The 22,409-nt window shown below is 43.6% G+C and carries 20 protein-coding genes; 6 read left to right on the forward strand and 14 right to left on the reverse strand.

Features of this window, described 5'->3' with window-relative positions; translation table 11 throughout:
- Positions 1–56 precede the first annotated feature (56 nt).
- The 9 genes from QTN95_RS01860 to QTN95_RS01900 all read right to left on the reverse strand — a co-directional run bounded on the left by QTN95_RS01860 (position 57) and on the right by QTN95_RS01900 (position 8,783).
- A complete protein-coding gene (locus QTN95_RS01860) occupies positions 57–710 on the reverse strand; it encodes a riboflavin synthase (protein ID WP_331416127.1) in 654 nt (217 codons plus the stop codon).
- A 2-nt stretch (positions 711–712) separates the two neighbouring features.
- Positions 713–1,819, reverse strand: coding sequence for a bifunctional diaminohydroxyphosphoribosylaminopyrimidine deaminase/5-amino-6-(5-phosphoribosylamino)uracil reductase RibD (gene ribD / locus QTN95_RS01865; protein WP_331416128.1), 1,107 nt, complete (start codon positions 1,817–1,819; stop codon positions 713–715).
- Positions 1,820–1,831: 12 nt separating this feature from the next.
- A complete protein-coding gene (nrdR, locus tag QTN95_RS01870; RefSeq protein WP_138973468.1) occupies positions 1,832–2,281 on the reverse strand; it encodes a transcriptional regulator NrdR in 450 nt (149 codons plus the stop codon).
- Between the two features lie 104 nt (positions 2,282–2,385).
- The gene (locus QTN95_RS01875) at positions 2,386–3,636 is read right to left on the reverse strand and encodes a glutamate-5-semialdehyde dehydrogenase (RefSeq protein ID WP_331416129.1); all 1,251 of its coding nucleotides are present in this window, start codon (positions 3,634–3,636) and stop codon (positions 2,386–2,388) included.
- Positions 3,637–3,647: 11 nt separating this feature from the next.
- The gene (proB, locus tag QTN95_RS01880; protein ID WP_269376678.1) at positions 3,648–4,781 is read right to left on the reverse strand and encodes a glutamate 5-kinase; all 1,134 of its coding nucleotides are present in this window, start codon (positions 4,779–4,781) and stop codon (positions 3,648–3,650) included.
- Positions 4,782–4,949: 168 nt separating this feature from the next.
- Positions 4,950–5,339: a sigma factor-binding protein Crl gene (crl, locus tag QTN95_RS01885; protein WP_331416130.1), complete on the reverse strand. Its 390-nt coding sequence runs from the start codon at positions 5,337–5,339 to the stop codon at positions 4,950–4,952.
- A gap of 103 nt (positions 5,340–5,442) precedes the next feature.
- A complete protein-coding gene (frsA, locus tag QTN95_RS01890) occupies positions 5,443–6,690 on the reverse strand; it encodes an esterase FrsA (protein WP_331416131.1) in 1,248 nt (415 codons plus the stop codon).
- A gap of 99 nt (positions 6,691–6,789) precedes the next feature.
- Positions 6,790–7,254: an oxytetracycline resistance phosphoribosyltransferase domain-containing protein Tet(34) gene (tet(34), locus tag QTN95_RS01895; RefSeq protein WP_138973473.1), complete on the reverse strand. Its 465-nt coding sequence runs from the start codon at positions 7,252–7,254 to the stop codon at positions 6,790–6,792.
- A 239-nt stretch (positions 7,255–7,493) separates the two neighbouring features.
- Positions 7,494–8,783, reverse strand: coding sequence for an NCS2 family permease (locus QTN95_RS01900; protein ID WP_331416132.1), 1,290 nt, complete (start codon positions 8,781–8,783; stop codon positions 7,494–7,496).
- Positions 8,784–9,801: 1,018 nt separating this feature from the next.
- Here QTN95_RS01900 and QTN95_RS01905 point away from each other — a divergent pair.
- From QTN95_RS01905 to QTN95_RS01920, 4 genes are all read left to right on the forward strand, one after another.
- Positions 9,802–11,271, forward strand: coding sequence for an aminoacyl-histidine dipeptidase (locus QTN95_RS01905; protein ID WP_331416133.1), 1,470 nt, complete (start codon positions 9,802–9,804; stop codon positions 11,269–11,271).
- 283 nt (positions 11,272–11,554) lie between these two features.
- Complete coding sequence (locus QTN95_RS01910; protein WP_269376670.1) at positions 11,555–11,995, forward strand: ATP-dependent zinc protease family protein; 441 nt, start codon at positions 11,555–11,557, stop codon at positions 11,993–11,995.
- Positions 11,995–12,900, forward strand: coding sequence for a 30S ribosomal protein S6--L-glutamate ligase (rimK, locus tag QTN95_RS01915; protein WP_331416134.1), 906 nt, complete (start codon positions 11,995–11,997; stop codon positions 12,898–12,900). Before QTN95_RS01910 ends, rimK begins: the two co-directional genes overlap by 1 nt.
- The gene (locus tag QTN95_RS01920; RefSeq protein WP_331416135.1) at positions 12,860–13,948 is read left to right on the forward strand and encodes a succinylglutamate desuccinylase/aspartoacylase family protein; all 1,089 of its coding nucleotides are present in this window, start codon (positions 12,860–12,862) and stop codon (positions 13,946–13,948) included. The genes rimK and QTN95_RS01920 overlap by 41 nt, the downstream gene beginning before the upstream one ends.
- Before the next feature lie 461 nt (positions 13,949–14,409).
- Here the strand turns inward: QTN95_RS01920 and QTN95_RS01925 are convergent, their stop codons facing one another.
- Positions 14,410–14,610, reverse strand: a complete 201-nt coding sequence (locus QTN95_RS01925) for a hypothetical protein (protein ID WP_331416136.1) — start codon at positions 14,608–14,610, stop codon at positions 14,410–14,412.
- A gap of 757 nt (positions 14,611–15,367) precedes the next feature.
- On the opposite strand from QTN95_RS01925, the gene QTN95_RS01930 reads away from it, so the two are divergent.
- Positions 15,368–16,351: a hypothetical protein gene (locus tag QTN95_RS01930; protein ID WP_331416137.1), complete on the forward strand. Its 984-nt coding sequence runs from the start codon at positions 15,368–15,370 to the stop codon at positions 16,349–16,351.
- Positions 16,352–16,415: 64 nt separating this feature from the next.
- On the opposite strand, the gene QTN95_RS01935 is transcribed toward QTN95_RS01930, so the two are convergent.
- The 3 genes from QTN95_RS01935 to QTN95_RS01945 form a co-directional block, all read right to left on the reverse strand.
- On the reverse strand, positions 16,416–17,780 hold the full coding sequence (locus QTN95_RS01935; RefSeq protein ID WP_331416138.1) for a sodium-dependent transporter: 1,365 nt from the start codon (positions 17,778–17,780) through the stop codon (positions 16,416–16,418).
- A 220-nt stretch (positions 17,781–18,000) separates the two neighbouring features.
- Positions 18,001–18,744: a YggN family protein gene (locus tag QTN95_RS01940; RefSeq protein WP_269376655.1), complete on the reverse strand. Its 744-nt coding sequence runs from the start codon at positions 18,742–18,744 to the stop codon at positions 18,001–18,003.
- A gap of 56 nt (positions 18,745–18,800) precedes the next feature.
- Complete coding sequence (locus QTN95_RS01945) at positions 18,801–19,277, reverse strand: GreA/GreB family elongation factor (protein ID WP_331416139.1); 477 nt, start codon at positions 19,275–19,277, stop codon at positions 18,801–18,803.
- A gap of 78 nt (positions 19,278–19,355) precedes the next feature.
- On the opposite strand from QTN95_RS01945, the gene QTN95_RS01950 reads away from it, so the two are divergent.
- The gene (locus tag QTN95_RS01950) at positions 19,356–21,290 is read left to right on the forward strand and encodes a RecQ family ATP-dependent DNA helicase (protein WP_331416140.1); all 1,935 of its coding nucleotides are present in this window, start codon (positions 19,356–19,358) and stop codon (positions 21,288–21,290) included.
- On the opposite strand, the gene dinB is transcribed toward QTN95_RS01950, so the two are convergent.
- A complete protein-coding gene (dinB, locus tag QTN95_RS01955; RefSeq protein WP_331416141.1) occupies positions 21,287–22,378 on the reverse strand; it encodes a DNA polymerase IV in 1,092 nt (363 codons plus the stop codon). The genes QTN95_RS01950 and dinB overlap by 4 nt on opposite strands.
- Positions 22,379–22,409 lie beyond the last annotated feature (31 nt).

The raw sequence follows: 22,409 nt of genomic DNA on the forward strand, positions 1-22,409 counted from the left end.
TATATTCCTATCTTGGCTTCTAGCGGCTAATTAAATCGGTCAGACCATTGCCTAACCTAGGCAAATCCATTTTGCTGTAAAAATTCCATGGTGATGCTGGATTGTGTTTGTTGCTCTTCTCGACTGGTCAGTAAACGTTCCATATAGCGAGCAAGTACATCAACTTCGAGGTTCACTTTTCGACCCACATGGAAATCGGCAATTGTCGTCTCTTCACCCGTATGCGGAACTATGGTGAGTTTGAACGCGTTCTTGCGTAGAGCGTTCACTGTCAAGCTGATACCATCAACCGTAATCGAACCTTTTTCCGCAACGTATTTCGACAGCTCCTCTGGCATTGATACCCAGAATTCAATCGCACGCCCTATCATATTTCTTTCAACGATTTGGCCGACTCCATCAACATGCCCAGAGACAATGTGTCCGCCAAACCGGGTCGTTGGTAACATCGCCTTTTCTAAGTTAACTTTGTCACCCGCTTGGTAATCAGTAAATCCTGTTTTATCAAGGGTTTCTAGTGACAAGTCTGCGGTATAACTGGTGGAAGTAAAGGCGACGACCGTTAAGCAGACACCATTGGTGGCAATACTATCGCCAAGCTTCACATCACTCATATCAAGCTTGCCAGCATCAACCGTCACACTAATGTCTTCGCCCTTTGGCGTGATTGCAGTCAAGGTACCGACTGCTTCTACAATACCTGTAAACATGATTAGAATTCTTTCTTTTCAATTGTGGCAACGATGCGTACATCGCGACCAACGAGTCTGATATCTTTAAAATTAAGATCAATGACATCGGCCATTGACGCCAGCCCAAGTGCGCCGAGCAATCCTCGACCATCACTTCCCATAATCTTAGGAGCCAGATAGAGCACCAGCTCATCAACTAGATTTTGCTGAATAAGACTAGACGCTAATGTCGCTCCAGCTTCGACCCAGAGATGGTTAATGTTATGAGCAGTCGCCAATTGAGAAAATGTCGCGGCTAAATCCACTTGCTGATTTGAGTTTAGCGTTGGCTGCACATCACCTTGTGGTGAAACAATTAAACGCTCCCCTTCAGTATGAAATAACTTTAAATCTGGTGTCAGTTGGCTTTGTCTATCGAGAATAACTCTAACTGGCTGGCGCAATTGCTGATGTGAGTACTTCGTCTGTACTGAAATAGGTAACTCTTCCCAACGCACATTCAATGAAGCATTATCTTCAATAACGGTTTTACTGGTTGAGAGTATCGCGCCGCTTTGTGCGCGGTAGTTTTGTACGTCCTGACGCGCTTGCGCAGATGTGATCCACTGACTTTGGCCATTAGACAAGGCTGTCTGACCATCTAAGCTAGCAGCCATTTTTAATTGAACAAACGGCATTCCGCTTTTCATTCGTTTGATAAATGCCGGATTTAGATTGATCGCATCTTGTTCCAGCAGGCCGACTTCAACTTCTATGCCCGCATCGCGCAGCATTTTAATCCCGCGCCCTGCGACTTGGGGGTTGGGGTCTTGCATCGCGCAAATGACTTTAGCCACTTTGGCCTTGATCAGCCCCTCTGCACATGGTGGAGTTCTGCCGTAATGAGAGCAAGGCTCTAACGTCACGTATGCAGTGGCACCCACTGACTTTTCACCTGCCATTCGAAGGGCGTGTACTTCAGCGTGGGGTTCACCAGCGCGCAAGTGAAAGCCTTCACCCACGACTTCACCATCAAGGGTGATAACACAGCCTACATTGGGATTTGGAGCCGTGGTATAGATGCCCCCTTTTGCTAACTCAATAGCGCGGGACATCATGATAAAATCTTGCTGAGTAAAGGTAGTCATAGAGAAACGGCCTTAATCTTCTAACCTTGCAATCTCTTCACCAAATTCTCGAATGTCTTCGAAGCTACGGTAAACAGAAGCAAAGCGAATGTACGCAACCTTATCTAGCTCTTTGAGTTGATCCATCACCAAGTTACCTATCATTTCACTAGGTACTTCGCGTTCACCTGTTGCGCGAAGTTGTGACTTAATCATACTAATCGCAACATCGACTGCGTCGGCACTTACTGGGCGTTTTTCTAATGCCCGCTGAAGACCACCCACCATTTTGTCTTCATTAAATGGTTCACGATTCCCGTTAGATTTAATCACACGAGGCATCACCAGTTCAGCGGTTTCGAAAGTTGTGAAACGTTCATTACACGCAAGACACTGCCTACGGCGACGAACCTGATGGCCATCAGCAACCAAGCGAGAATCGATCACTTTAGTATCATTCTCAGAGCAAAAAGGACAATGCATATCACCTCCATATAAGTGACAGACAGTTTAGCGGATTAAGTATTCTGAATAAAAGCAAAAGGGGCCCGTTAGCCCCTTTTTCAACCAATGTTAACCGATATTTGTTAACTGCGCGGCAAGTAGTTCGCCTTACCAACCCATTTATAACTGGTTAGCTCTTCTAGACCCATTGGACCACGAGCGTGAAGTTTTTGGGTTGATACAGCAACTTCCGCACCCAGACCAAACTGAGCACCGTCAGTGAAACGCGTAGAGGCATTCACATAAACCGCAGCCGAACCAGCAGAGTTTATAAACAACTCCGAGTTAACAAGACTGTTGGTCATGATGGCATCTGAGTGGCTAGCATTGTGCACACGCATGTGGTTAATCGCTTCTTTAACATCCGCCACTACCTTAACACCCAGAGTGTAGCTCAGCCATTCAGTATCAAAGTCACCCTCTACCGCATCGCGCTGCTGTTTGGCTGCACTCATAAAAGGCTTCGCACTTGCTTCGACAACAAAGGTAACTTGGTCGTTGATTCGCTCGATCAGCATTGGCAAGAATTCGGCCGCCACTTTCTCATGTACTAACAGAGTATCAAGTGCATTACAGGCGGAAGGACGTTGAACTTTAGCGTTTTCTACCACATCCAGAGACTTCACCAAATCAGCGCTCTCATCCACAAAAATATGGCTGATACCAAAACCACCGATGATCACTGGAATCGTGCTGTTCTCTTTACACATTTTGTGTAGACCGGCACCACCACGAGGAATAATCATATCAACGTAATCGTCCAGTTTTAGTAGCTGAGAAACCAATTCACGATCTGGTTTTTCAATGTACTGTACTGATGCAGCCGGAAGTTCAGCTTTCGCTAGCGCAGATTGAATGACCTTAACCAACTCCATGTTAGAGAAAAAAGTCTCTTTACCGCCACGTAAGATACTGGCGTTACCTGTTTTTAAGCACAATGCAGCAATATCGATGGTCACGTTTGGACGCGCTTCATAGATAACACCCACGACGCCAAGAGGAACACGGCGACGAGACAGCGTCATTCCGTTTTCCAACACTTTGCTATCTAGCTCGCTACCCACTGGATCATTAAGGCTGATAACGTTACGTACGTCATTGGCAATCCCCGATAGACGCTCTTGGTTAAGAAGAAGACGATCAAGTAATGCGTCGCTCAAACCTGCATCACGGCCTTTGGCGATATCCTTAGCGTTGGCAGCTAGAATAGTGTCTGCATTCGCTTCAAGTTCATCAGCGATGATAGCTAGGGCTTTGTTTTTTTGCGCTGTCGAAGCAGTCGCGAGTTGGAACGCCGCATCTTTTGCCGCGATCCCCATTGAAATCAGTTCCACTTTGTTTTTCCTTATTCTTGGATGACGACCATATCATCACGGTGAAGCACTTCGTTGCCGTAATCGTACCCAAGTATTCCGATTATATCTTTACTATGCTTGCCAACGATTTTCGCCATATCTTGACTAGAGTAGCTCGCGATACCACGCGCAATCAGCTTGCCTTTGACATCAGTTACTCGCACGACGTCTCCGCGAGCAAACTCACCACTTACTTTGGTTAAGCCTTTAGCCAATAGACTGCTGCCCTTTCCGACTACAGCATTCACAGCACCATCATCAATAACAATATCACCAGACGCAGCAGGCCCCGCCAATATCCAGCGCTTACGGTTCTCTAGTGCCTCTTCACAAGGTAGGAATCGAGTTCCTTGTGGATGTTCGCCCAATGAGTCAAATACTACGTTCGGTGCACTACCAGCCGCAATAATGACTTCTATACCAGCTCGGCGTGCAATATCCGCTGCTTGCAGTTTTGTTGCCATACCACCGGTACCGAGTGTCGTACCACTGCCACCTGCAATTTTACGCAGCGTGTCATCAATGGTTTTTACTTCCTTAATCAACTCAGCATTAGGGTCTTTGCGAGGATCCGCAGTAAACAGACCTTTTTGATCGGTAAGAAGTAACAGTTTGTCAGCACCACAAAGAATGCCAACTAAGGCAGACAAATTGTCATTGTCACCCACTTTGATTTCACTGGTTGCCACCGCATCGTTTTCGTTAACAACAGGAATAATATCGTTTTCAACTAACGCATTGATGGTGTCACGCGCATTTAAGAAGCGCTCACGGTCTTCAAGATCGGCACGTGTTAACAGCATTTGTCCGATTTTTAGTCCATAAATAGCGAACAATGACTCCCAAGTCTGAATTAACTGACTTTGTCCAACAGCCGCTAGTAGCTGTTTACTTGCCATTGAGTTGGGCAGTGCGGGGTATCCTAGGTGTTCGCGTCCTGCTGCAATCGCGCCAGACGAGACCATCACGACAGAGTGGCCTTGCTTTTTCAGTTCTGCACATTGACGAACCAACTCAACCATATGAGCTCGGTCCAAAGCCAGAGTGCCACCAGTTAAAACACTTGTACCTAATTTAACCACCACGGTCTGAGACTGTGATGCTTTTCCGCTTTCTTGATTCATTGCCTTTCTACTATGAAATAAATAAAAAACCGTCACGACCCTAGCGCAAGAAGATGGGCTAACAAGATCGATTAGACCTGATGTTTTAGCAATCAAATGGTAAATTCACAAGCAGAAAAGGCGCTAAAAAGCGCCTTTTTGGTGAACAACAATAATAAGCAACGAAAATTAGACGAATTCTACCGACTCTTCATGCATTGCCACTGGTATTTCGAACTCCTTACCCAGTGTTTCTATCAGTTTCTGATGGAAGGCCTCCTGAGTGCGCGTCACATCTTCGACCGTTTTTTTCGGTAATGCTTTCTCCTGCCACTCACCTGCCACATCGTACAATCCAGTTCGATAGCGAGCTTCAAATAGATCGCCGTTTTTCTCGAGCTCTAACCACCAGCCCCAAAACTCCCTTTGTTCAGGAGATTTTTTGTCGTTTACACACACAGACAAGCAATCAAAGATATACATGCCATCCGTGCTCTGTAATTCTCGTAGATAAGGACCAATAGCTCTTAGGGTTGATAACAAGCGGTAGTGCGTTGGACTTTTCGTCGGTTCAGACATAATGAATCTCCATATTCATTGACTTATTATAATCGCCTACTAGAAAGGACTTAAAAGTCTGGGTAGTCGATATGATTAAGTGTTGTCTAAATTAGCTGAAATGTCATCTAATTAGCTCGTCTTCCAACCACTTTATCGCTAAATCGAGGGATTGCTCATAGCCTTGTGTAATTGTTTTAGCACTAATTTTCTTAGCTTTACCGTAATCACTAAAAAGTGCCACTAACTGATTGTCACTATAGGGTGAGACTGGATCATTCTCTAAACTCATGGCGAGAATCGGTACACGAGTTTTACGGCTAGACAAAATCCCCTGAACCTTAAGAGACCATGCCATCAACTGACCTGCGAGACTATTAATATCCACCACACTTTTGCCCAGACGCGATGCCAAGACATCTAAATACATTTTGGGCATCTGCTTTAACTTGGCTGGCGAAGACAAGACATCGTGAATAGGTGCTCCTAATGATACGCACGCTTTGATTTTATCTTGCTCCATAAATGACAAACGCACCATCGCATTGCCGCCAAATCGAAAACCAATCAGACCAACTCTATGATGATCGACCCACGGGATACTGTACAACTCATTCAGCACTGCCTGATGCAAACACGACGTGTCCTCAGTCAGGTTCCAATGGATGTTGTGTCCAATCGAAGGCATATCGACAGTGAGCATTGCGATGTTTTTCTTCGCCAAATGATCGCGGAACAAACTCCACAAATCTGTTTGTAGGCTATCTAAGCCAGCACTAACCATCACTACAGGCTGAGGCTTTTCCGTACTGGTCAGATGGAGATGAGCAACGATACTCTTCTTCTGATATGGCACTTCAATCCGCTTAACGATATATCCGGTCTTTTTAGTGGCTTCAGTATAAGCGTTACTTGCCAGTACCTGCGCTTGAGTCGCAAGGCGGTCATTTTTCAAATGTGGGTAGCCAGCGATACTAAAACAGAGCGATGCATTAAATAGCTCATCCGCCGCCATTTCACCCTTCAGCTCGGCCGAACGCTTCTGGTGTAGCATCCCCAATTTCGTCCACTCGTATGTCCAGTTACCACTGTGATATCCCATCACAGTGTCGAGCCACTCATCATGAGTACGAGAATGTTTTGAAGCCGCAATTTTAGCGAGGACAGATTCTATTTCGATAGGATCTAATCCCTGCCACGCCCACTGCATTCTGCGCAAGTTTCGGTACCACTTGTAACCATCTTCCAACTGTTTCTCTTCAAGAAACTTCTCGCTTGTTGGCATGTATTGGGTCAACGCAGAAGTCTCTTTCGCTTGCTTATGGTTAGCGAATAAGGTTTCTGAGAGGTTCTTACTGACTTCCTCGGACATTAGTACAACCTAATTAAAATCATTTTCTAAATAGTAATAAAAAAAATGACCCAATAAAGGGTCATCCATCAATTATTTGCCGAGATATCAATCTAGCGACTACTTTTGCTTACGGTTGATTGGCTCTACGTACTGAATTGACATATCCCAAGGTTGCTCAATCCATGTGTCTTGAGCAATATCGACAACGTAGTCATCCAGCAGTTCAACACCCGCTGGTTTAGCACATACTGCGATCAGTTTGGCTTTTGGGTACATTTCACGCAGTTTACGCGCCGTGTCACCGCTATCGACAAGATCTTCAACAATAAGGAAGCCTTCACCATCGCCTTGAGGTGCTTTAACAACCGTCATATCACGCTGGTGATCATGGTCGTAGCTAGAAATACAGATAGTATCAACATGACGAATACCCAGCTCACGAGCTAGGATTGCACCAGGAACAAGACCACCACGGCTCACTGCCCAAATTCCTTTCCACTGCTCTGCTGGCATCTGTTTTTCAGCAAGTTCGCGACAGAACGTGTGCATTTGGTCCCAAGTGATGATGAATTTTTTACTCATTGTAATAACCTAATAATTTTTAAAATCTGCATCCCAGCAACGCGTCAAGAATCTCAGGACGATTGCACCAGACATATCTGGGGAAAAGCTACGCAAACGATTATTTTAACGGATGCGACATACAATACCAATGGGGAATTTGTCTCTACTACAAAAATAATCGCCATAACAGAGCAACTGTTATGGCGAAAAATAGCGTATTTGAGGTTAACTAGCGAACTAAATCACTGAGTTAGCGCTTAAGCTACTAGGTATTTAATAATGAATACCGCAGCAAGAACCCAAACACTCATAGAAACATCACGACCTTTGCCACTTAGCAGTTTGATCGCTGCGTAAGAGATAAAGCCAAGAGCAATACCTTCAGCAATGGAATAAGTCAGTGGCATAAGAAGACAGGTCACAACAACCGGAGCCGCTTCTGTGAGGTCACGCCAGTTAACGCTTACTAAACCTGACATCATTAGAATCGCAACGTAGAACAGAGCTCCAGCCGTTGCGTAGGCAGGGATCATACCAGCCAATGGTGAGAAGAATAACGCCAGTAGGAACAACACACCAACAACCACAGCAGTAAGACCAGTACGGCCACCGGCCGCCACACCTGCTGTTGATTCAACGTACGAAGTCGTGCTTGAAGTACCGATCATTGCACCAACAGACGTAGCCGTTGAGTCAGCCAAAAGCGCTTTGCTCAAACGTGGAAGCTTGCCATCTTCTTTAATAAGGTTTGCTTTGCTTGCAACACCAACGAGTGTTCCCGCCGTATCGAATAGGTCAACGAAGAGGAACGCGAATACAACTGAAATCATGCCCACTTCAAAAACATCAACGATATTCATCTGCATAAATGTTGGTGCAACACTTGGTGGCATAGACATGAAGCCGCCCCACTGAACATCACCCACGATTAGACCCAATGCAGTGATAATAAGAATCGCGATCATAACCGCGCCGCGCACACCGCGGTACACCAAACCAATGGTCAGGAAAAAGCCCAGAGCAGCAAGCGCTGGTTGTAAACCTGTAATATGTCCTAGACCCACAAGTGTTGCTGGGTTATCAACAACGATACCTGAATTTTGTAGACCGATGAAAGCCAAGAAGAGACCGATACCCGCAGAGATACCTGTACGCAGTGACATTGGGATTGAGTTGATAATCCATTCACGGATCTTAAATACACTCAACGCCATGAAAATCAGACCCGATACAAATACCGCGCCTAAAGCAACTTGCCACGAATGGCCCATGCCTAACACTACGCCGTAGGTAAAGAAGGCATTCAAACCCATGCCCGGAGCCAGTGCGATTGGGTAGTTAGCGACAAAGCCCATGATGAAACAGCCGATCGCAGCTGCAAGACAGGTTGCTACGAACACAGCACCTTTGTCCATACCTGCATCTGCAAGCATTGCTGGGTTGACAAAAATGATGTAAGCCATCGTCAGGAAAGTAGTAATACCAGCGATGATCTCAGTTTTAACGTTGGTGCCGTTTTCACTGAGCTTGAACAGTTTTTCGAACATGATCGAATCCTAAAAGGGTAAAAAGTAAACGGTTGCGTAATCGATTGGCTCGAATTATAAAGTCATCAAATAGTAAATTCCAGATAGAATTATGACTCTAATCAATATTTCTAACTGTAAAACGACATTTCAAACAAACAACAATGAGAGGCAAGCGTGTTTTCTTGTTTTATTTCAGTCAATAAACATCATTGAGTAGAGAGTTTTCAAAAGACACTTTTTTACTCTAACGGAAAACTCTTCTTAGGAAACTCGCGCGAAGAAGCAAACAAATATGTGCCTAAATGCGTAATAACTAGGTAGATAGGTCGATACACCTAAATCAAGAAATATATCGAGTAGAGGAAAAGGATAGATAAAAAAACGCCACTCAGATTGAGTGGCGGTTGAATCATGTCAGCTATATAGGAGCCGTAAAGAATTCCAATAATAGGGGTGAACAAACTGTTCGAGAGTGACAAGCTTAGGGTTAGTAACCGAAGCTTGTTGGGTAAGTAAAGCTGCCTGTGTAAACAGAGCTGTTTAGCCAGAACGCTGCACTTGGTAAACCTTTCATAACTATCACCTTCTAAATCAATTAAAACAGATTACAAATATTGATTTCTCGGTTCCTTGGAGGCGACAAATCGGACTCATCCTTTGAGCATTTCTTTCTTCGCTTGGGAAGTTGGTTACAAATATACCTCAAAGAAATTTAATTACAAGCATCAAAGTGATTAAAGTCACAAAAAATTTAAAACCTAGTAGAAATTATTATAATTCCGTAATTAAATTACAGAATTATCAGCTTATTGTTTTATTTTCCTACATTTTATACGAATCTAGCCACATAGCGTAGTCGAAACAATTCCGTATTCTGTGATAGCCACAAGATAATTCAGCTGCGGTTTCACTACACCCGCGACTCTGGGAGTGATATTCTGTGCCTCTACTTAATAGGCCAGATGCAGATTAATTCTCTACATTATTAAGATTACAAATCATATGATCTGGCATTATTCTTAAAAAGGAGTCATCCGTGTCTGAATTCCATTCTGAAATCAGCAACTTATCACCTGCTCCACTTTGGCAGTTTTTCGATAAGATCTGTTCTATTCCTCACCCTTCAAAGCATGAAGAAGCCCTTGCCCAGTACATTGTTAACTGGGCAACAGAGCAAGGCCTAGATGTTCGTCGTGATCCAACAGGTAACGTGTTCATTAAAAAGCCCGCGACACCAGGTATGGAAAACAAGAAAGGTGTTGTTCTCCAAGCACACATCGATATGGTGCCGCAGAAGAACGAAGACACAGATCATGATTTCACAAAAGATGCTATCCAACCTTATATAGATGGGGAATGGGTTACCGCAGAAGGTACGACGTTAGGTGCTGACAACGGCATTGGTATGGCTTCTTGTTTAGCTGTGCTTGCTTCAACAGAGATCAAACATGGTCCAATCGAAGTTCTGCTTACTATTGATGAAGAAGCAGGAATGACTGGCGCATTTGGTTTGGAAGCGGGTTGGTTGGAAGGCGATATTCTTCTAAACACAGACTCTGAACAAGAAGGTGAAGTCTACATGGGTTGTGCGGGCGGCATCGATGGTGAAATGACGTTCAATATTACTCGTGAAGCGATTCCTGCTGGTCTTGTTACTCGCCAACTGATCCTGAAAGGACTTAAAGGCGGTCACTCTGGTTGTGATATCCACACAGGTCGTGGGAACGCCAACAAATTACTTGCTCGATTCTTAGCGGGTCATGCTCAAGAGTTAGATCTTCGCCTCATTGAGTTCCGTGGTGGTAGCTTACGTAATGCGATCCCTCGTGAAGCATTTGTTACCGTCGCAATTCCAGCTGAAAACGAAGCTAAACTGGCTGAACTGTTTGACTTCTATTCCAACTTGATAAAAACCGAACTGGGTAAAGTTGAAACTGACGTTGTCTCATTTAATCAAGCAATCGAAACTCAGTCAGAAGTGCTTTCCATTGCTGACCAGCAACGTTTTATTGCGGCATTGAACGCTTGCCCGAATGGCGTCATTCGTATGAGTGATGAGATAGAAGGCGTTGTTGAAACGTCGCTAAACGTTGGCGTTGTAACGACTGAACAAGATCACATCAACGTACTATGCCTAGTACGATCGCTGATCGATTCTGGTCGCCAACAAGTTGAAGGTATGTTGACTTCTGTTGCAGAGCTCGCCGGTGCAAATATCGAGTTTTCTGGTGCATATCCAGGTTGGAAACCAGATGCTGATTCAGAGATCATGGCCATCTTCCGCGATATGTATGAAGGTATCTACGGACACAAGCCAAACATCATGGTCATTCACGCAGGTCTTGAGTGTGGTTTATTCAAAGAACCTTACCCTAATATGGATATGGTTTCTTTTGGCCCAACCATTAAGTTCCCACACTCTCCAGATGAAAAGGTTAAGATCGATACAGTCACTCTATTCTGGGATCAAATGGTGGCATTGTTAGAAGCAATTCCGAATAAATAACATTCACCAATCCATTAGTAAAAGTAATTCAAAAAGCCAGCTCACATTAGCTGGTTTTTTTTGTTTTATATGCTACTGTTTAATAAGTATAATTTGTTGTGACGGCAATTTTAATTCGTTAGTCACACCATAGCATGGTTGCTACAGTCGCCGTCCTTGAAGCGCCTTAGGGTAAATTCTCATACCCTCTTCAAGCCATATAATCGGTAGTCAACCGCGTTATGTCGGGGATGCTCACTTCATTAGAGTGTCTTAAATTCTCTCTAAATATATTGTTACTGCGATGAAAGAAAAACTATTAGTAGGTTGGCGAGAAACCCTCAGCCTGCCGGGTTTAGGTATTGAAGAAATTAATGCAAAAATTGATACCGGAGCCAGGACCTCATGCTTACACGCATTCAAAGTAGAGAGCTTTAAAAAGGACGAAGCTCTTTGGGTTAGATTCTGGATCCACCCAATGCAACATAACACGGACTTCGAAACTGTATGTGAAGCGAAAGTTATTGATGAACGTATAGTTCGTGATTCGGGCGGACATGAAGAGTCACGCTATGTTATCGAATCAGAAATAAAACTTGGCGGAAAAAGTTGGCCAATAGAAATTACTTTAACTAATCGCGAAAATATGGCTTTTCGCATGTTATTAGGTCGAACAGCAATGCATAATCGTATCATCGTCGACCCTGTAGAATCGTTTTTAGTCCCTTTCGAGGAAAACAAATAATGAAAATTGCTATTCTGTCTCGCAACTCGACTCTTTACTCAACGAAGCGTCTAATTGAAGCAGCAAAAATCCGTGGTCACGAAGTAAAAGTGATTGATGCGCTACGTTGTTATATGAATATCAACTCAGACAAACCAGAAATTCACTTTAAAGGTGAAGAGCTATCTGGCTTTGATGCTATTGTTCCTCGAATTGGTGCTTCAGTTACATTTTATGGCACTGCGGTATTACGTCAGTTTGAGATGATGGGCGTATATCCAGTTAACGAATCGGTCGCAATCACTCGCTCGCGTGACAAATTGCGTTCGATGCAGCTATTATCACGTAAAGGCATTGGCATGCCTATTACTGGCTTTGCAAGCAAACCTGACGATGTAAAAGACCTTTTAGACATGGTTGGTGGTGCTCCAGTAGTGATAAAACTACTTGAAGGTACTCAAGGTATTGGTGTTGTTTTAGCTGAAACTCGTAAAGCGGCGGAAAGTGTTATTGAAGCCTTTATGGGTCTTAAAGCAAACATTATGGTGCAAGAGTACATTAAAGAAGCCGGCGGTGCTGACATTCGCTGTTTCGTCATTGGCGATAAAGTGATTGCGTCTATGAAACGTCAAGGTGCAGAGGGTGAATTCCGCTCCAACCTACATCGTGGTGGTAGCGCATCATTAGTAAAAATCACCCCAACTGAACGCCGTACAGCAGTTGCAGCCGCTAAAATTATGGGTCTAAATGTGGCCGGTGTGGATCTATTAAGATCAGATCGCGGTCCATTAGTCATGGAAGTAAACTCATCTCCAGGTCTTGAAGGTATTGAGACCGCAACTGGTAAAGACATTGCTGGAATGATTGTCGAATTCATAGAGAAAAATGCGGCAAGTAAAAGGACTAAAACTCGTGGCAAAGGCTAAAATAAATAGCGTTTTTGAATTTCTCGGTGAGTCTATCTCACCGGGAGAACGTAAGGTCATAGAGTTAGATGCAGCAAGACTTTATACCCACTCGCCACTATCAATTCCGGTTGAGGTCATCAACGGCAAGCTAGCAGGACCAGTACTGATGGTTAATGCGGCGATCCACGGTGATGAACTCAACGGCGTTGAAATCGTAAGACAACTGATTAACACCATTGACGTTAACAAGCTAAAAGGAACACTCATTGCTGTGCCTATAGTTAACGTTTTTGGTTTTATTCACAAATCACGTTATTTACCTGATAGACGAGATTTAAATCGCTGCTTCCCTGGTAGTGAAAAAGGTTCACTCGCATCACGTATGGCATACACATTTTTCTCTCAGGTAGCCAAACGTTGTGACTACATACTCGATCTCCACACCGGTGCCATCCATCGAACCAACCTACCTCAACTGCGTGCCGACTTGAGTAATCCTGAAACACTTCGCATTGCTCAGGCATTTGCGACTCCTGTGATCATTGATGCTCCTCTACGAGATGGTTCTTTACGCAGTGAGGCTGAACGTCTGGGTATCCCTGTTCTTACCTATGAAGCAGGCGAAGCATTACGCTTCGAGCCAATCTGTATCAGTGCTGGATTTATTGGAGTTCAGCGAGTAATGCAGGCTATCGGTATGCTACGCTCAACTCGCAAAAAGCTGCCAACACACGTTATTGCCAAGTCAACCAGTTGGCTGCGTGCGGAAAGTGACGGCATTCTTCGCACTGTGGTGACTCTGGGCGAGAAAGTCGAAAAAGGGCAAGTATTGGCATACATCAGTGCTCCACTGGGACACAGTGAAATCGAACTCATCGCCCGTAAAGGCGGTATTGTTATCGGTCAACAAACACTGCCGCTGGTCAATGAAGGTGATGCAATATTCAACCTAGCCTACTTTGAACAAGATGACGAAGAAGTAGAACAGGTGGTAGAGGAATTCATTGAGAAAGTGAATGATCTGGATGTAGACCCTCTTACAACGGGTCAAATCTCCACGTCATAATTGACTAAGTATCTCAGTCTGTCTACTAGGACTGAGATACTTGTTAGCATCGCCCCCCTATCTTAGTCCAACATCAAATGGACCTTTACAGGTTTCCTGACTAATCGTACGCATTCCATTAGTCAATAACGCTACCGAGCAAGACGTATACTTGGTCACACGACCATTTAAATTTGCCTCGCGATTCAGCACATTGAACACCTTATCGTTAGTTAATCCTGGTGATACCGGGACGAAACGCGACTCGATAACATCATCGTTTTGATCTTACGTTTATCAAATATGTAGTTTGAAGTGTAACCCGTATTGACTACTATATTCCTAGTGTGAGCTGTATTGGCTACATTCAACACCGAACTACAAGTTCGAGTAAATAGAGCAGCCCTTTTCCTCACGCAAAACTGAAGTTGCTGACCTACGTGCTGATTTTCAACGTAGAAATACGGCAAGTTAGATACAACTTAACCATCTAATGACCAATAGGTATCGAACTTTTGATTTCCAACCAAATTTTTAGCCAAATCATTATTATGTTTTTCCATAATGATTTTGTTAGGCGAAACCGTTGCTGAAGCGAGGCCACCGTTAGTTGTAAATACGCTAACACTAGCACTTGCGATACCAGAAAATAGCGCAATGAATAATAGTAAAAACCTACTCATAATTAGTCCTTAAAATTACTCTAGCCTAAGATCGAAAATAATGATGCGTTTTCGAAATTAGTAGTTAGCACATTCATATGATATTAATATAGCCTTCAAACAAATTGCTTTAGTAAGCATTATTATTAGTGACATTGACTCATAACCAAGCTAAGAACCTAATTAGAGTAATCAACAACATACTGAGTTTCAGGCATACCTAGTCCTATAAGCTTGATTTAGTTCCTTCGATTTAAGCAACAAAGTCATTTCCACTCTCTATCAAAGTGAACATTTGTAATATCTTCCTTAGGAATGGGAATTTACCTTACACAACCCAACCAATTATCTTATTAAAAAGGAGAGCAAACACAATGCAAACCAAGAAACAATCCTATAGAAACTAAATTTATTATCAAAAACAACAATTTATTAATCGATCCCTATTCATATTAGAAGATAAAAGCAACATCAATCTAAAAAAACACTAATTAATAAATTAAATAATGACTAAAATAAACAACCATCAATTAAGTAAATAATAATTATAAGATTGGCATTATAACCAATAACCATCCTCTTCATCAGTTTACGAAATAACAACTAAGATCAAAGGACAACTATGGACATAATAAAACTACGCAACCACAGGCCAAATTGTAGAACACAAATTCATCTGGTCGCCACAGCAATTTGCACGCGTCTTAATTAGTCATTGGCATTTGGAGTCGGCAAGTAATTTTCATATGACTTAGCTACCCACTACAAGAGAAAAATAATGAAGCAGTTCATCTTACTATTATTTATTAGTGTTTGTTCTAGCTGGGTACACGCCAGCGAAGTAACGATACAAAATAGACAAGACATCATGCTTACAGGCATGATCGATCAAGAAATTGCCACCAACTTTGATTCATCTTCAACCTTTCGATCTATCTATTGGCAGACACGTTCCGGCACTATCGTATCGAGTAAGCCTTACTATATCGCCAACAATTCACACTTATCTTCAGTCAGATTTTGTGTGCGTAAAGGCTACCGAGCCCCTAAGTGTTCCGACTATTACAGACCTGCTAGTCCGGCAAGTAGAAACATTCAGGCTAACTCAGGGAATGTTACCAACACCATCAACGGTGGAGAGAACCTAAACGTAGGCGATACATTCTGGGCAACAAGTGAGTTTACTATTTTACAAGGCCAGTTTTCGTTCCTGTACCATCAAGTTGAAGACCAAGACGGTAACGTTTTAAGGGCCAAATTCTCTAATAGTGTAGTGAGCACCCTAAATGGTATCTCTCTGCCCACTGGTACAGATTCTGTGCGCTCTTGCTCGATAGGCGGTTTTGCCCATGGCTTCCCAATATATGTCTCAAACTGCTCTCAGTCCGTAGCGGTTATATACGGGCCAACTCAGCCTGTTTATGAGACGTATCGCCACATGTACTACACACAATGGGGGCCATTCTACAACCGTCAGCAAGGAAGGAATGCATGTTCCAATTCAACCTACGCAGGTTACTCCGACTGGCGACTCATCAGATCGAATGAACGCCCGATGACGAGGCCACTAAGACGTACAAGAGAAGCGCCATATAATCTCTACTACACCGGTTACTCCGAGGTAGGATTTGGCATGGCTGATGATGTGTTTTTTAAATGGAAATACTGGTGGCCAGGAAAAATGATGGAACACCGCTTTGCTTGGTTTTGGCAATGGTTCCCAATCACCTATCAGACCGCCGTTTGTATCAGATCGAAGTAACGGTGGCGTGACTCACTAACGTAGCCCGCATTACGCGGGCTACGTTAACAAATTGAGCTTTGCTTTAACCAAATGATGCCCATATCACGGTGGAGACCAGTACTGGACAAACGAACTTGACATAAATTGGCCATATTTTACCAAACCAGCTTTGAGTGAACTCAGGATACCCTTGTTCTAGCTCTTTAACTTTGCTATTTCGGCTCCACACCCAGCCACCAAACAGACAGAACAACAGCGCTGCGGCAGGTTGCAAGTATTGAGTCGCCACCGTTGCTACCACCCCAAACATAGCGCCAAAATTGTAAACAATAACAATACTGAACAGAGCGATAAGCCCAGCTAAAACCCAGCTTGTTGTCTTGCGTTTGGTGTTGAAGCGCTCACTCACTAACGCCACCGGACATTCCAACATAGAAATTGAAGATGTTAACGCAGCAATCGTCAGCAATAGGAAAAACACAATTGAAAACAGCTGGCCAAGCAGACCTAAGCTATCAAACATCAAAGGTAGAACCGTGAATACTAAGGTATCAGAACTGAGCAAAGAACCATCTTCAGCATAAATCTGCACACCTTTTTGCATTGCGACAAACATCGCTGGCATCACGACCAGTCCGGCAATAAACGCCACGGCTGTATCAACTAAGGTGACATTCATCGCCATCTTTGGCAGGTTTTCTTTCTTGCTGAGGTAAGAACCATAAATCAGCATTGAACAACCACCAATAGTCAGTGAAAAGAACCCTTGCCCCATCGCGGCCAAAATGAGTTTTCGATCCATTACCTTTTCAAAGTCAGGTATCAAATAGTGTTTTAACCCCTCAATCGCACCGCTTTGAGTCATGATATAGATAAATAGCAGACCAAATAGAACAAATAGTGCTGGCATCAAGCGGGTTGACCACTTTTCAATCCCCTGCTTCACTCCACCTTGAACGATTAATACGGTTAGAACATAGAATGCAATCGTACCGAACAAATTGCGCTCTACGCTAAATCCCTTAAACCAAGCGGTTGCCTGCTCAAACCCCAGAACGTCGGTTATTGCTCCTAGTAAAAAGCAAATTAGCCAACCGCCTACAATGCTATAGAATGCCAATACCGCACTTGGCACACTCAATCCAATCCAACCTACCGTTGCCCCTACTTTTTTACCTAAAGGGTTGCTAGTAAGTGAGCGCATACTATCTACCGGATTTGCCTGACCATATCGACCGATTGCCATTTCAACGACCAACATGGGAAATGCAACCACTAGAATCATCACTAGGTAAACTAGCAGAAATGCACCACCACCATTGCTCGCGGCTTGCGTAGGGAAGCCCCAAATGTTGCCAAGACCTACCGCTGCGCCTGCCGCAGCAAGAATGAAACCGAGACGAGAACCAAAATGCTCACGTGTTTGTGTGTTATTTGTTTGAGCCATACAACCTATTCGCACCAATGAACTAGCTAACTAGTACACAAGTATAAAACACTAGCCAAAACTAAACAATCAACACACATGGGCAGTTCTCAGCGTATTTACAACAAATCAGTCTCAAATGAGCAAAAATCAAACAACAATTCACTATTCCAGTACTCAAGACATAAAAAAGCGCCATACAGGCGCTCTTTATTCAATACAATCGAAAAAGTAAATCGGATTAGATGGTGAAGATTTGGTAATCCTTCAATTGTGGGATCTTATCGTGAAGTTGCTGCTCTTGTTCAGCCATTTGATCAAGAGAATCACAAAAGTCTTCACTTTGTTGCTCAACTTCAGCCGCATGCTCGGCAAGACGTTTAGCAACTCGTTCTTTAAGTTCCGCCATTGAGTTGGCCATTTCAGTTAAGTTAAGTCCACCCTCTGCCTTCATTTTCGCTGACATTGCATCAAAGGCACTCGTAATGAACTCTTCATTAAACAGTGCTTTGGCTTTTTCTAAGTCTTCAGCCCATGTTTCATTTAGCGATCCAAAGCTTTCGGCAGGTAAAACCAAATCACCATTCTTGTAGTATCGAGCTTCAATATCGGCATAAAACTGCTTCATAGCCTCTTTGACGCTATCAAACGCCTCTGGCGCGTCAAAGCTCTCTGCCACATCATCAACAATATCATTCGCGAGTGCTAAGCCATCTTGGGCGATTTGCTTCGCTCTAGGCAAATAGTCATTAATATTCTCTCGATATTGGGCAATAGCTTGTTTCTGGCTATCATCCAACTCAATTTTTTCACCATGAATCGTTAGGCCATTGTCTGCATCGACAACCGCGGTTTCACCACCAACTTGGTGAATTTCAATTCTCTCACCATTCAAGTGAATTTCGTTTTTTAAGTCAACTTTACACTGTGCAGCATAAACTTGGCTGGAAAGTAATAAAGGTAATGTCAGTAATACTTTTTTCATTGTTACCTCTCGAGCAGTTATTGATGCCTACCATAGCAGAAATCGTTTGATGTTTGTCAGCTTATGGTTTCAATCTCGTAACAATGTTCTACACCGGCAACCTTGTAAGTCACTTCCTCTCCAACTTTCTTGGACTTGAGAGCCTGACCTAATGGCGAATCAAACGTTACTAATGTGACGCTCTCATCGTCGATTGACACTTTTAAACCACCCGCACATGGTGAGATAAAAAAGCGTTTGATCTGATCGTCATCGTCCAGTAATGAAATCACACATCCAAGTACCACTTTTTCGGGCTCGATAGGCAAAACAAGTTCTTTCATCACGCGAATTTCTTGTTCACATTCCTGTAAGCGCATTGCCTGACCATGGGCAAGATAAGATGCTTCAAGGGCTAAAGTGTCATACTTATGCTCAGGAACCGTTTCTTCGTCCGTCGCCGATTCAATTGCCCTTTGAACTGAGCTTTGCGCGATTTGCCATTTTCGTTCTAGCAAATCCAGAATAATGCGTTTTAGTTCCAACTTATTCATACTAAAACCATGTTCCAATCATTTTAATGCCCTTAGAATAGAGCTCATTACCCTTTAAAGATACCGGAATCAAGTATTATGTTTAGCCCCAACCAAGAATTCGATCTTCAGCAGACACTCCATCACACCTTTGGTTTCGAATCACTTCGTACAGGGCAGCAAGCGGTTATCGAAAAAGTGATGCAAGGCCAATCATGTGCAGCAATTTTCCCTACCGGTTCAGGTAAATCTCTCTGTTATCAACTTCCCGCTGTCGTCTTGCCTCATCTGACCTTGGTGGTTTCTCCTCTGCTGGCATTGATGAAGGATCAGCTCGCCTTCCTAAGCAGCAAACAAATTCCTGCGGCATCCATTGACTCTAGCCAAACCCGTGAAGAGTCCTTACAGATCATGAATCTGGTAAAACAAGGACATACCAAGGTTTTGATGATTTCTGTCGAAAGGCTGAAGAATGAACGCTTTAGGCAGTTTATTTCCCAAGTACCGATATCTTTGCTGGTCGTCGATGAGGCTCATTGTATCTCTGAGTGGGGCCACAATTTCCGCCCGGACTACCTCAAACTGCCGCACTACCTGAAAGAATTAAACATACCTCAAGTCCTATTGCTTACCGCGACAGCCACACAAACGGTTATCGAGGATATGCAGAGCAAGTTCTCCATTGAACCTGATGATGTTGTTGTCACTGGCTTTTATCGTCCTAATCTCGATATTTCTGTCTCACCATGCTTGGACGAAAACAAGCCTGAAGCGCTACTGAGTTTAATTAAATCAAACTCCAAACTGCCCACCATTGTCTATGTGACCCTGCAAAATACCGCCGAGCAGGTTGCCCGCTTACTGGCTGATAATAACCTTAACGTCAGTGCCTATCATGCAGGCATGGGCAATGAAACGCGTGAGCAGATTCAAAATCAATTTATGCAGGGGCAGCTAGATTGCATTGTCGCAACCATCGCTTTTGGAATGGGAGTGGACAAATCTGATATTCGCCGAGTCATTCACTTCGATCTGCCTAAATCCATCGAAAACTATGCGCAAGAAATAGGTCGAGCAGGACGAGACGGGCATCCGTCCCAATGCGTATTACTCGCGAACCAAAATAGTATCAGCACCTTAGAGAACTTTATTTATGGCGACACACCTGAGACAAGCGAAATAGAGTTTGTCCTCAAACAAGCGATTGACTCATCTCCTCAATGGGAAGTCGTGCTCAGCAGACTCTCGACAGAAAGCAATATTCGTCAGCTTCCTTTGAAAACGTTATTAGTGTACATGGAAATGGAAGGTGTCATCGAGTCACAATACAGCTATTTCGCAGACTATCGTTTTAAGTTTCTCACCGATAAACAAAACATTGTCAATCATTTTGATCCACAACGTAGTGCGTTTATTACCGCGCTATTTAACTGTTCACCCCAAGCTCGCACTTGGTGTCAGGTCGATTTTGAGACCTTATGGCAAGAGTTCCAAGGCGATCGTTCAAGAGCCATAGCCGCACTCAACTATTTCAACGAGAAAGGCTGGATAGAGCTAGAAAGTAAACTGATGACTGAGGTCTATCGAGTTTCGTCAAAAGCCAACACTACCGCTGAACTCGCTGAAAAACTATCCTCTCTGTTTAAAAATAAAGAAACCAATGATGTGAATCGTATTCGCGAACTGCTGGATTTCTTTGAATCAAGTCAATGCCTTAGTGCAAGGTTGGCCAAGTATTTTGGCGATAAACACGCACCTTCCAACTGTAACCACTGTAGTGTCTGTCGTGGCGAAGTCGCACTCTTACCCAAGTTAGTACAACGCGAGACGGATCAAGAACAAGTTCGTGAATGGTTGGTTCAATTGGAAACCAAAGCTCGTGCGCCTTTGTCGCTCAATCTAAGAACGAAATTTCTTTGTGGGATCACTACACCTGTATTTACCAAGATCAAAGCACGCTCTTTAGCTGGGTTTGGTCAACTTGAAGCCATCCCCTTCAGTGAGGTTAGGCTGTGGGTAGAAAGCCTAGATTAAAAAAAACTCAGTTGTTTACTCTGTTCCTCGGGTTTAAGCATCACGCTTAGACCCAGTAATCGGATTTCTCGGTCTTGTTGACGTTTAAGAATGTCATGCAATAGCTGTTTAAAATATTCCAACTCCAACTGCGAGTGAATATGTTCTATCGTCGTTAATTGAAAATCAGCAAATTTAACTTTAATCCCCTGCTTGATGATCGCCTTGTCTGGCGATGCTCTTTCTAGCCTTTGTTCTAATTCAGGAAATAACTTGTCTTCTATGACACGCCAACATTCATCATATGAAAAAATATTTTCGGCAAATGTACGCTCGACCCCAACCGATTTTCTTTCCCTTTCAACCACGACTTCACGATCATCAACACCATGGCTCTTGTTCCACAACGAGGCTCCAAGCCGGCCGAACTTGAGTAGTAAATCGCGATAGTCACTGTTTTTGACGTCTTGCCCTACATACAACCCAGCTTGATGGAGTTTTTCCAGACTCACTTTGCCAACCCCCGGAATTTTCTCTAACGGCAAATTGTCTATCTCACTTTGAACTCTATCCGGAGGAATCACATACTGACCATTGGGCTTATTCATATCGGAAGCAATCTTGGCGAGAAACTTTACTGGCGCGATACCCGCAGATGCCGTTAGCTGTAGCTCATTCCAAATATCACTACGAATAGCTTCAGCAATCAGGGTTGCCGAGCCTTTATGTAAAGGGCAATCCGTCACATCGAGGTACGCTTCATCAAGAGACAGGGGCTCAATAAGTGCTGTGTAACGCGAAAAGATAGCGTGGATCTGTTTTGAAACCGCTTTGTAGATCTGCATTCTTCCCGGTACGACAAGTAACTGAGGGCATAACTGCAATGCTCTAGAGGTTGGCATGGCACTGCGGATGCCGAACTTTCTCGCTTCATAATTGCAGGTACTTAACACGCCACGTTGTTTTTCATGCCCCCCGACGGCGAGTGGCCGTCCACGATATGAAGGGTTATCACGCATTTCCACTGCCGCGTAAAAACAATCCATGTCTATATGTATGATTTTTCGCGTTTTCTTATCCACTTTCGATGACCGGAATAGACTGTACATATAAACAGTATAATAAATCACATATATATCT

The sequence above is a fragment of the Vibrio sp. M260112 genome, assembly GCF_036533775.1.
GTDB lineage: Bacteria > Pseudomonadota > Gammaproteobacteria > Enterobacterales > Vibrionaceae > Vibrio.

Bases quoted from the DNA above. Each gene is read 5' to 3' on its own strand.
- QTN95_RS01860 (WP_331416127.1), bottom strand. From the start codon at position 710: ATGTTTACAGGTATTGTAGAAGCAGTCGGTACCTTGACTGCAATCACG.
- ribD (WP_331416128.1), bottom strand. From the start codon at position 1,819: ATGACTACCTTTACTCAGCAAGATTTTATCATGATGTCCCGCGCTATT.
- nrdR (WP_138973468.1), bottom strand. From the start codon at position 2,281: ATGCATTGTCCTTTTTGCTCTGAGAATGATACTAAAGTGATCGATTCT.
- proB (WP_269376678.1), bottom strand. From the start codon at position 4,781: ATGAATCAAGAAAGCGGAAAAGCATCACAGTCTCAGACCGTGGTGGTT.
- crl (WP_331416130.1), bottom strand. From the start codon at position 5,339: ATGTCTGAACCGACGAAAAGTCCAACGCACTACCGCTTGTTATCAACC.
- frsA (WP_331416131.1), bottom strand. From the start codon at position 6,690: ATGTCCGAGGAAGTCAGTAAGAACCTCTCAGAAACCTTATTCGCTAAC.
- QTN95_RS01900 (WP_331416132.1), bottom strand. From the start codon at position 8,783: ATGTTCGAAAAACTGTTCAAGCTCAGTGAAAACGGCACCAACGTTAAA.
- QTN95_RS01910 (WP_269376670.1), top strand. From the start codon at position 11,555: ATGAAAGAAAAACTATTAGTAGGTTGGCGAGAAACCCTCAGCCTGCCG.
- rimK (WP_331416134.1), top strand. From the start codon at position 11,995: ATGAAAATTGCTATTCTGTCTCGCAACTCGACTCTTTACTCAACGAAG.
- QTN95_RS01920 (WP_331416135.1), top strand. From the start codon at position 12,860: ATGCGGCAAGTAAAAGGACTAAAACTCGTGGCAAAGGCTAAAATAAAT.
- QTN95_RS01925 (WP_331416136.1), bottom strand. From the start codon at position 14,610: ATGAGTAGGTTTTTACTATTATTCATTGCGCTATTTTCTGGTATCGCA.
- QTN95_RS01930 (WP_331416137.1), top strand. From the start codon at position 15,368: ATGAAGCAGTTCATCTTACTATTATTTATTAGTGTTTGTTCTAGCTGG.
- QTN95_RS01935 (WP_331416138.1), bottom strand. From the start codon at position 17,780: ATGGCTCAAACAAATAACACACAAACACGTGAGCATTTTGGTTCTCGT.
- QTN95_RS01940 (WP_269376655.1), bottom strand. From the start codon at position 18,744: ATGAAAAAAGTATTACTGACATTACCTTTATTACTTTCCAGCCAAGTT.
- QTN95_RS01945 (WP_331416139.1), bottom strand. From the start codon at position 19,277: ATGAATAAGTTGGAACTAAAACGCATTATTCTGGATTTGCTAGAACGA.
- QTN95_RS01950 (WP_331416140.1), top strand. From the start codon at position 19,356: ATGTTTAGCCCCAACCAAGAATTCGATCTTCAGCAGACACTCCATCAC.
- dinB (WP_331416141.1), bottom strand. From the start codon at position 22,378: ATGTACAGTCTATTCCGGTCATCGAAAGTGGATAAGAAAACGCGAAAA.